This is a genomic window from Streptomyces sp. NPDC020983 (genome assembly GCF_044333485.1).
Lineage (GTDB): Bacteria > Actinomycetota > Actinomycetes > Streptomycetales > Streptomycetaceae > Actinacidiphila.
In genome coordinates this window covers 105,234-113,359 of sequence record NZ_JBIRRA010000020.1, presented here as the reverse complement: position 1 = coordinate 113,359, position 8,126 = coordinate 105,234, and the positions used below count along the sequence as shown (strand labels likewise).

Here is an 8,126-nt window from a genome sequence, read left to right as displayed (position 1 = left end):
CACCCCTGCCAGACCTCCCCCAGCCCGTCCCCGTCGGAGTCCACCGGCACCGCCACCCCCTCCCCGTCGGAGTCCACCGGCACCGCGACCCCCTCGCCGTCGGAGTCCACCGGCACCGCCAGCCCCTCGCCGAGCGTGAGTGACACCACCTCCCCCTCGCCCACGGCCACCGCCACCGCGACCGGGCCCACCTCCACCACCGCCCCCACCGGCACCCCCTCCGTGCCCCCCGCCACCGGCAACACCAACGGCAACGGCACCGGCAACCTCGCCGAGACCGGCAGCAACAGCTCCCAGAACACCGCCCTCATCGCCGGCGCAGCAGCCCTCCTCGCCATCGGCGGCGGAGCGGTCTACTTCACCCGCCGCCGCAAGACCGGCAACCACAGCTAACACGCACCACCACGCACCACCCAGCACCACCCAGCACCACGACAGCGGCCGCCCGCACCGGACCACCGGAACGGGCGGCCGCCGCCGTACCCACCCCCGCACACACACCACAGACATTCACCCGGTGGCGCACCGGGCGATGAATTCCGCGGCGGCCGCCGGTCTACCCCCCGAACCGGAGAACCGGGAGAGACGACCACGCGGGAGCACGCCATGGGGCGCATCCAGATCGAACTGTTCACGACCCTCGACCTCGTCGCGCAGGCGCCCGGCGGGCCCGAGGAGGACCCCTCGGCGGGCTTCCCGTTCGGCGGCTGGCAGGCGCCGCTGATCGACGAGACGGAGGGGGCGCAGATCGCCGCCGCCTACGAGGGGACGGACGCGCTGCTGCTGGGGCGGCGCACGTACGACATCTTCGCCTCCTTCTGGCCGCACCAGGAGGACGGCCCGGACGGCGGCTTCGCGACGCTCTTCAACAGCATCCCGAAGTACGTCGCCTCCCGCGGTACGCCCGACCTGTCGTGGGCCGGGTCCGCGCAGCTCGGCCCCGACCTGCCCGCCGCGGTGCGGGAGATCCGCGAGCGGCACGAGCACGTCGCGGTCGTCGGCAGCCTGGACCTGGTGCAGACGCTGCTGCGGGAGAGGCTCTTCGACCGGCTCGACCTGTGGGTCCACCCGATCGTGCTCGGCGTCGGGAAGAAGGTCTTCGAGGACGGCGCCGTGCCGGCGAACCTCACCCTCCTGGAGCCGCCCGCCGCCACCCCGAAGGGCACGGTGCTCCTCCGGTACGGGCTCGCCGAAGGCGCCCCGCGCACCGGTGACATGAGCAAGCCCGGCCGCGGCCTCGGCGACGGCGCCTGAGGCCACCGGCTCAGTCGCCCCGGGCCGCCCGGTGGGCCAGCCCCTGCATCAGGGCGTCCCGCACACCGCCCGGGAGGTGGCGGGCCCAGGGTGGCGGAGTGGGCTCGGCGCGCGCGACGGCCCAGCACGCGAGGGCGTAGCCGAACTCCGCGGGGCCCAGATAGCCCATCTGGTGCATGTCGTAGCGGCGGGCGGTCAGCAGGCGGTCGGTGAGGTCGCCGACCGCCGTCACGGAGAAGCCGGCTGCCCGGTCGTAGTCCTCGGCGGCGCGCGCCGTCAGGACGCCCGTGCCGAGGTGCACGGTCGCCAGGTCGGTGAGCCGTTCCTCCCCCCCCGCCGACAGCCCCAGCCCGGCCACGCGCCCCTCGCCCGCCAGCCGGGCGTGCGCCAGCTCGTGCGCGACGAGCCCCGCGAAGGAGTCGGGCCGGGCCGCGACCCGGGTGTCCAGCTCGATCACCGCCCGGCCGAGCACCTTGCGGTACCGGCCGACCTGGTGGCGCCGGTGCTGCTCGCGCTCCGGGGACTCCAGCAGCAGCACGCGGATGCCGGAGACGTCCGCGCCCATCACCGCGCCGATCCGCCGCACCAGTTCCTCGGCCTGCTCCTGCGTACCGGTGAAATCCACGGGCGCGAACCCCGGCACGGGCACCTCGCCGCGCGGTGCCGCGGGCCCGAACTGCGCCGCGCACCAGCTCAGCCAGCGCTCCGTCCACTCCCGCTGCCGCTCCGGCACCGGACACGCCCCCGGCACTCGCGTCCGCACCCACGGCTTCGGGCCGTCCGGGGTGATCCCGCGCGGCCGCCGGTCCTCCCCGCGCAGCCACGCGCGGACCTGGTCCCACGCCCGCTCGTCCATCGCGTCCCGCCCTCCGTCCCGTGGGAAGACGTACGGGGGCGGCGCGGCAGTTGCGGGCCGGGGACGCGGCCGTGCGGCGGTCGCGTCCCCGGGGGCCCGGCGCCCGAGGCCGTCAGAGGCGGGCGAGGACGGCGTCGACCGCGCCGCGCACCGCGGCGCGGGCCTCCCCGGAGTGGTCGGGGGTCTCGAAGCCGTGCACGGCCGAGGGGACGTCGATCAAGTGGACGTCCACCCCGGCGGTACCGGCCGCGGCGCGGAAGTCCTCGACCGTCGCGGCGAATTCGGGGCGCTCGCGGCCCACACGGGTGAGCACGACGGGCAGCCGGCCCGCCCCCCGCACGGCCGCGGCGGGACGGAAGCGCGGGCCGGACACGCCCCAGGCGGGCAGCGGCGCGAGCAGCGGGTAGGTCAGGGCGAGGCAGCGCAGCCACGGGGGCGGGGCGGCGAGCCAGTCCGCGGACAGCAGCCCGCCCACGGAGAAGAACCACAGCGCGATCCGGTCGGCGTCCACCCGGGGATCGGCCCGTACGGCCGCGACCGCCTCCGCGACGTCCCCCGCCGCGCGGTCGAAGTCGCCGAGCCCGTGCAGCCGGTGGTCCACGACGGCCCCGACGGCGCCGCGTCCCGCGAGGAGCCGAGCGTAGCCGACGAAGCCCGGCCACTCGCGCGGGGTCGGCTCGGCGCCCTCCGGGACGGGGCCGCCGTGCACGAGGACCACCGCCGGGTGGGGCCCGTCGCCCTCCGGCAGGTGGAAATCCACCCGGCCCCGCCGCTCGCGCGGGCGCCCGGGCACGTCGAGCAGGAACGGCCGCAGGTGCGCGGGCGGTCCGGCCTCCTCCGGGCGCCCCGGGACGGCACCCTCACCCGCGGCCGCGCGCAGCAGCACCCCGGCCGTCGCGTCCGGCTCGGAGAGCATCGGCCAGTGCCCGGTGGCCATTTCGAGGTAGCTCAGGTGCGGGGCGGCGAGATAGGCGAAGCGGGGGTCGCCGAGCGCGAGCGCCCCCTCGACCGTCGCCAGGCTCGATCCGTTCCCGGCGCACAGCACGCCGGTCACGGGCACGCCGCCGTCCGCCCCGGCGTTGCCGCCCAGCCCCAGCGGCCGGGCGAGCGTCCCCCACGGCTGCGCCACCCCGCGCCGGACGAGCCGCTCCCGCTCCTCGTCGCCGAGCCCGGCGAGGCTGCCGAGCGCCGCCCACTCCTGCGCGGAGGCGGGCGCGGGGACGGCGGCGGGCGCCGGGCCGTCCGCCGCGATCCGGTCCAGCAGGCCCTCGCGCAGGGCCTGGTCGGGGACGAGGGCGGCCGCCGGGTCGCCGTCCCGGGGCATCGGGGTGTCGAGGAGGACGATGCGCGCGACGCGGTCCGGGAGGCGGTCCGCGGCGCCGAGCACCGGGTGGACGCCGTAGCAGTGTCCGACCAGGACGACGCGCTCGGCGTCCGTCCCGCGCACCGCCCGCAGCACGTCCGCGACGTGGGTGCCGAGGTCGGCGCCCTCCCCCTCCCCCTTCCCGTCCATGCCGCTCAGCGTCAGCGGATACGCCCGCGCGCCCGAGGCGCGCAGCCGCTCCGCCACCTCCTGCCAGATCCAGCCGCCCGTGTGCAGCCCCGGCACCAGGACGAACGCCGTCTGCGTCGCCGTCTGCTCCCCCACCGCCATCACCGTCTCCTCCCGCTCACGTACGCGTCGGTCGCGTCCACGGGCCCCGCGGCCGTCCGCGGGGCCCGGCGGTACCGTAGGAACTCCCCCTGAGGGAGGTTCAAGCCATGGCGTCCGACGAGTGGTGGACCATCGGCGTCCTGGCCGGCCGGGCGGGCGTGACCGTCAAGGCCGTGCGCTTCTACTCCGACCGCGGGCTGCTGCCCGAGGCGGGGCGCAGCGCGGGCGGGCACCGGCGGTACGGACCGCAGGACCTGGAGCGGCTGCGGACGATCCGCTCGCTGCGCGCGCTCGGGATGGGCCTGGACGAGATCGCCCGCGTCGTGCGCGAGGAGGGCGGCGAGGGGCTGCGGCCCGGGGGCGTGCTGGAGGACGCCGTCGCCGGGCGGCTGCGCGACGTCGGCCCGCGGCTGGCCGCGCTGCGCTGGCAGGAGACGGCGCTGCGGCTGCTCCAGGACTGCGCGCCCGGGGAGCGGGCCGAGCGGCTGCGGCTGCTCGGCGCCGTGTGCGCGAGCGACTCACCGCCCAGCACCGCCGCGATGGCCCGCTTCTGGCGGCGCTGGCTGCCGCCGCGGATGCCGGCCCGCACGGTCGCGCGCGTCCTCGAACTGTCCGTGCCGCAGCCGCCGGACGACCCGACGCCCGAACAGGCGCTCGCCTTCGCGCGCCTGCACGCCTTCGTCTCCGCCGACTGCGCGGGCCGCAGCGGCAGCGGCCAGCCCGCCGCGCACCGCGCGGACACCGGCCACCGGCCTGCCGTGCTCTACCAGGGCCTGGAGGAGGCCTACGCGCTCGCCGCCCCGCACCTGCGGGCCGGGCGCGCCCCGCACGCGGGCGAGGCGCTGGACTGCTTCGTCGCCGCGTACGCGGCATCGCAGCAGGTGCGGGACACGCCCGCCTTCCGGCGCGGGCTCGGCACCGTCCTGGCGGCCGACCCGCGGATCGACCACTACTGGGAGCTGGTCGCCCGTGTCACCGGCCCCGGCCGGCCGACCCCGGGCGCCGCCCACGCCTGGCTCACCACCGCCCTCACCTGACCGCCCGCGGCCGATTCCGCCCATGCCGGACCAGCCCGGCCGGGAAATACCGGAAAGCATTCCCGCGGGCCTCGAACTCGCTTTTAACAGCTGGTAATTGCTGTGCTCGCGACCTCCCCCGGTGTAGCATCCTTTCGGCCGTCCCGCGCATTCCGCACCGGTGGGAATTCCCTTCGGCCTACCCGCAGGACCGGCCTTCCGCACCATCCTGACCTGCGTCGAGCGATACCGCGGGGAGACCTGTTCGGTGCGAGAGAACCTCCCGAGGAGAGACGATGTCCGTAAAGCTTGGCAATTGCGTCCGCGTGCTGTTCCAGGGCGACAGCATCACGGACGCGGGCCGGGACCGCGGTGACGATTCCAGCCTGGGCAACGGCTATGTCAGCCTCGTCGCCGAAAAGCTGACGGCCGCCAATCCCGCCCGGCGGGTCCTCAACCGCGGGATCGCCGGCAACCGCGTCGCCGACCTGCGGGCGCGCTGGCAGCAGGACACGCTCGACGCCGGGCCCGACCTGCTGTCGGTGATGGTCGGCATCAACGACACCTGGCGCCGCTACGACGAGGGCGCCGTCACGACCGCCGAGGAGTACGAGCGGGACTACCGCGCGATCCTCGGCCAGGCCCGTGACGCCGGGGCGCGGCTGGTGCTCGTCGAGCCCTTCCTCGTACCGCTCGACGCCAACCAGTGGGCGTGGCGCGAGGACCTGGACCCGCGGATCCACGCCGTGCGCCGCCTCGCCGCCGAATTCGACGCGGCGCTGCTCGCGGCGGACGGGCTGCTCAACCAGGCGGCCCGGGAGGCCGGGGACCCGGCCGCGATCGCCCGGGACGGCGTGCACCTGACGCCCGCGGGCCACGCGTGCCTGGCCGCGGCGTGGCTGCGGCTGCTCGGCGCGGACACCGGCGCGGCCGCGGGCGTCTGACCTCCGCGCGTCCGGCCCCGGCGCCGTGCTGCGCCGCCGGGGCCGGACGTGACCGGACGGGCCGGGGAGCCGACGCCCCGGCCCGTCCGGGGGCGCCCGCCGACAGGCGCCCGTCTCCACGGGGGCGGCCGGCGCGCCCCCGCACCGCGGGCCGTCCCCGCGGGGTCCGTGCGGCTCAGCCGGCCGCCTGTTCCTGCGCCGCCAGGTACTCCGTCAGCCCGGCGCCGGTGAGCGGGTAGTAGTCGGACAGCCGCCCGCCCTCGTCGAGCCGGCGGCGCGCGAAGGCCTCGCGGTCCTGGTGGGCCAGGGAGTCCTCGCTCAGCGGCACGGCCTGCTCCTGGGGCACCACCACGGCCCCGTCCTCGTCGGCCACGATGAGGTCGCCCGGCGTCACCAGGACGCCGCCGACGCCCACCGGCACGTTGAACGCGGACGGGAAGAGCTCCGTCTGCGAGGCGTAGTGCGGGGTCACGCCGGTGCACCACACGGGCACGCCGAGCGCGCGGATGCGCGCCGCGTCCCGCACCCGGCCGTCGACGACGATGCCGGCGCCGCCGCGCAGCTTGAAGTAGCGCACCAGCATGTCGCCGAGGCAGCCGGTGAAGTGGCTGCCGAACGCGGACACGACCAGCACGTCACCGGGCCGGATCGACTCCAGCACGCCCCACAGCGCCGTCTTGCGCTCGGCGTCCTCCTGCGCGGCGCCGGAGAAGACGTCCTCGCGCTGCGGCAGGAACTGCAGCGTCACCGCGCCGCCCACGACCGAGACGTCCGGCTCGCGGTGCAGCGGCACGGGCCCGTCGATGAAGGTCCGGGTGATGCCGGACTGGTGCAGCTTGGCGCAGGCGGTCGCGGCGCTCACCCCCTGGAGCGCCGTCAGCATGCGCTCCGTCGGCCGCACGTAGGAAGCCGTGTGGACCGGCGCCCGCATCGACTCGTACGTGTGCATGTCCCCCGCCGCCGGCGCTCCCTGATCCCCTGTCGGGCTCATCCGCCACGCCTTTCCGCGCACACCTCGGCACGCAACCCTCAGTGACATTATCGCCTATCGATGGTAGATAACAGCCGACCGGCAACAGCTGTCAACCACGGCAGGAGACTTCAGTGCCCACGGCACCCATCGAGTGGTTCAAGGCCGCGCGCTTCGGACTGTTCGTCCATTTCGGGCTCTACAGCCTCGCGGCACGGCACGAGTGGGTGCGCAGCCGCGAGGCCATGTCCCAGCAGGACTACGACCGCTACCTGGAGCGTTTCGACCCCGACCTCTTCGACGCCGGGCAGCTCGCCCGGGCCGCGCGCGAGGCCGGGATGCGCTACGCCGTCCTGACGGCCAAGCACCACGACGGCTTCTGCCTCTTCGGCTCCGCGCTCACCGGCTACACCTCGGTCAGGGCCGCCGGGCGCGACCTGGTGGCCGAGTTCGCCGAGGCGATGCGCGCGGAGGGGCTGCGGGTCGGGCTCTACTACTCGCTGCTCGACTGGCACCACCCGGACTTCCCCGTCGACCGCCACCACCCGCTGCGCGGCACCGCCGCCGAGCGCGAGCCGCGCGACCCGGCCCGCTACCGCGCCTACCTGCACGGGCAGGTGCGCGAGCTGCTCACCGGCTACGGGCGGATCGACGACCTCTTCTTCGACTTCACCTATCCCGGCATGGGCCCGGCCGAGTGGGGCGCCGAGGAACTGCTGCGCACCGTGCGCGAACTGCAGCCCGGCATCGTCGTCAACGACCGGCTCGGCATCCCCGGCGACTACGTGACGCCCGAGCAGTACCAGCCGGACGAGCCGCTGGAGCGCGACGGCGTAGCGGTCATGTGGGAGGCCTGCCACACCCTCAACGGCTCATGGGGCTACGACCGCGACAACCACGACTACAAGGACCCCGGCCTGCTGGTGCGGATGCTGGTCCAGTCGGTGGCCTGCGGCGGCAACATGCTGCTCAACGTGGGTCCGACCGGCCGCGGCGCGCTCGACCCGCGGGCCCGCGCCACGCTCGCGGCGATCGGCGGCTGGATGGAGCCGCACGCCCGCGCCGTGCACGGCGCCGGGCCGAGCGCCCACCGCGCCCCGGCCAACTGCCTCTACACGCAGGCCGGCAACCGCCTCTACCTGCACCTGCCGGTCTGGCCGCTCAAGCACGTCCACCTGCCCGGACTCGCGGGGAAGGTCCGCTACGCGCAGTTCCTGCACGACGGCTCCGAGATCCGCTTCCGGCAGCTGGACGGCACGCAGCACGAGCACAACAATCTCGCGCCCCCCGGCCGCAGCGCCGACACCCTCACCCTCACCGTGCCGGTGGCACGGCCCGACGTGCTGCTCCCCGTCGTCGAGCTCTTCCTCGACGAGCCCGGCGCACCCGGCGCATCCGGCGCACCCGGCGAGCCCGGCGGGGAGGGCTGACC

7 protein-coding genes and 1 pseudogene are annotated in these 8,126 nt (G+C 76.0%); 5 read left to right on the top strand and 3 right to left on the bottom strand.

Going from position 1 to position 8,126, the window contains the following annotated elements; all coding sequences use genetic code 11:
* Positions 1–135 precede the first annotated feature (135 nt).
* Complete coding sequence (locus ACH4SE_RS33520) at positions 136–393, top strand: LAETG motif-containing sortase-dependent surface protein (protein WP_398547330.1); 258 nt, start codon at positions 136–138, stop codon at positions 391–393.
* 213 nt (positions 394–606) lie between these two features.
* Entirely contained in the window at positions 607–1,254 is a 648-nt protein-coding gene (locus ACH4SE_RS33515; protein WP_398547329.1) for a dihydrofolate reductase family protein, read from the top strand.
* 10 nt (positions 1,255–1,264) lie between these two features.
* Here the strand turns inward: ACH4SE_RS33515 and ACH4SE_RS33510 are convergent, their stop codons facing one another.
* Positions 1,265–2,110, bottom strand: coding sequence for a hypothetical protein (locus ACH4SE_RS33510; RefSeq protein WP_398547328.1), 846 nt, complete (start codon positions 2,108–2,110; stop codon positions 1,265–1,267).
* A gap of 112 nt (positions 2,111–2,222) precedes the next feature.
* On the bottom strand, positions 2,223–3,764 hold the full coding sequence (locus ACH4SE_RS33505) for an alpha/beta fold hydrolase (protein ID WP_398547327.1): 1,542 nt from the start codon (positions 3,762–3,764) through the stop codon (positions 2,223–2,225).
* A gap of 107 nt (positions 3,765–3,871) precedes the next feature.
* On the opposite strand from ACH4SE_RS33505, the gene ACH4SE_RS33500 reads away from it, so the two are divergent.
* Together ACH4SE_RS33500 and ACH4SE_RS33495 are read left to right on the top strand one after the other, a co-directional pair.
* On the top strand, positions 3,872–4,801 hold the full coding sequence (locus ACH4SE_RS33500; protein WP_398547326.1) for a MerR family transcriptional regulator: 930 nt from the start codon (positions 3,872–3,874) through the stop codon (positions 4,799–4,801).
* Positions 4,802–5,076: 275 nt separating this feature from the next.
* The gene (locus ACH4SE_RS33495; RefSeq protein WP_398547325.1) at positions 5,077–5,724 is read left to right on the top strand and encodes an SGNH/GDSL hydrolase family protein; all 648 of its coding nucleotides are present in this window, start codon (positions 5,077–5,079) and stop codon (positions 5,722–5,724) included.
* A 175-nt stretch (positions 5,725–5,899) separates the two neighbouring features.
* Here the strand turns inward: ACH4SE_RS33495 and ACH4SE_RS33490 are convergent, their stop codons facing one another.
* Positions 5,900–6,715 carry a ribonuclease activity regulator RraA gene (locus tag ACH4SE_RS33490; RefSeq protein WP_398547324.1) on the bottom strand — a complete coding sequence of 272 codons (816 nt, stop codon included), beginning with the start codon at positions 6,713–6,715 and terminating at the stop codon, positions 5,900–5,902.
* Between the two features lie 110 nt (positions 6,716–6,825).
* Between ACH4SE_RS33490 and ACH4SE_RS33485 the strand changes: the two are divergent.
* Positions 6,826–8,124 (top strand): annotated as a pseudogene (locus ACH4SE_RS33485) (alpha-L-fucosidase); the annotation flags it as partial.
* Between the last annotated feature and the right edge of the window lie 2 nt (positions 8,125–8,126).

Bases quoted from the DNA above. Each gene is read 5' to 3' on its own strand.
- ACH4SE_RS33490 (WP_398547324.1), bottom strand. From the start codon at position 6,715: ATGAGCCCGACAGGGGATCAGGGAGCGCCGGCGGCGGGGGACATGCAC.
- ACH4SE_RS33500 (WP_398547326.1), top strand. From the start codon at position 3,872: ATGGCGTCCGACGAGTGGTGGACCATCGGCGTCCTGGCCGGCCGGGCG.
- ACH4SE_RS33515 (WP_398547329.1), top strand. From the start codon at position 607: ATGGGGCGCATCCAGATCGAACTGTTCACGACCCTCGACCTCGTCGCG.
- ACH4SE_RS33510 (WP_398547328.1), bottom strand. From the start codon at position 2,110: ATGGACGAGCGGGCGTGGGACCAGGTCCGCGCGTGGCTGCGCGGGGAG.
- ACH4SE_RS33495 (WP_398547325.1), top strand. From the start codon at position 5,077: ATGTCCGTAAAGCTTGGCAATTGCGTCCGCGTGCTGTTCCAGGGCGAC.
- ACH4SE_RS33505 (WP_398547327.1), bottom strand. From the start codon at position 3,764: ATGGCGGTGGGGGAGCAGACGGCGACGCAGACGGCGTTCGTCCTGGTG.